The 420-nt window shown below is 45.7% G+C and carries 1 pseudogene; it reads left to right on the top strand.

Annotated elements, in window-relative coordinates:
- Positions 1–339: 339 nt before the first annotated feature.
- A pseudogene (locus tag ACJ5GX_RS05800) lies at positions 340–417 on the top strand (phage tail tube protein); the annotation flags it as partial.
- Between the last annotated feature and the right edge of the window lie 3 nt (positions 418–420).

Here is a 420-nt window from a genome sequence, read left to right as displayed (position 1 = left end):
ACAGAGTTACTTTCGCATTTATAATATTAGTGTGGATAGGTAAAAACAGCCGCAAAGGTCCACAGCTGGACATGAGCCTCCCCCAATCGGAGGGTATTGCCATTCTCACTACGAGTGGCAGTCGGATTGGCAAGCGTAGTGCAAAATGTTACATTCGCAGAAAACACTCCTGCCCATCCCTGGATGTTTATATCCCTCAGTCGCTTTTTACGACACCCGATAGAGTTGGGGCGATGCTACTATAAAACGGCATCACACGGCACAGCTTGTCTCCATAATGGCTCTAGGTATATCGATGGAAAATCTACACTACTATTATAAGGGTAGAGGGGAGAGGGTAGGAAGATCGATCCTGCCACTTTTGACAGCTTCACTGTAGTTTTAGCCAGTGCTGAAGTTGTGAACACTTTTCATTAGTGT

It is taken from the genome of Wolbachia endosymbiont of Tuta absoluta (assembly GCF_059414725.1).
Note: the sequence above shows the minus strand (reverse complement) of the source record. Positions and strands in the feature narration are given on the sequence as shown.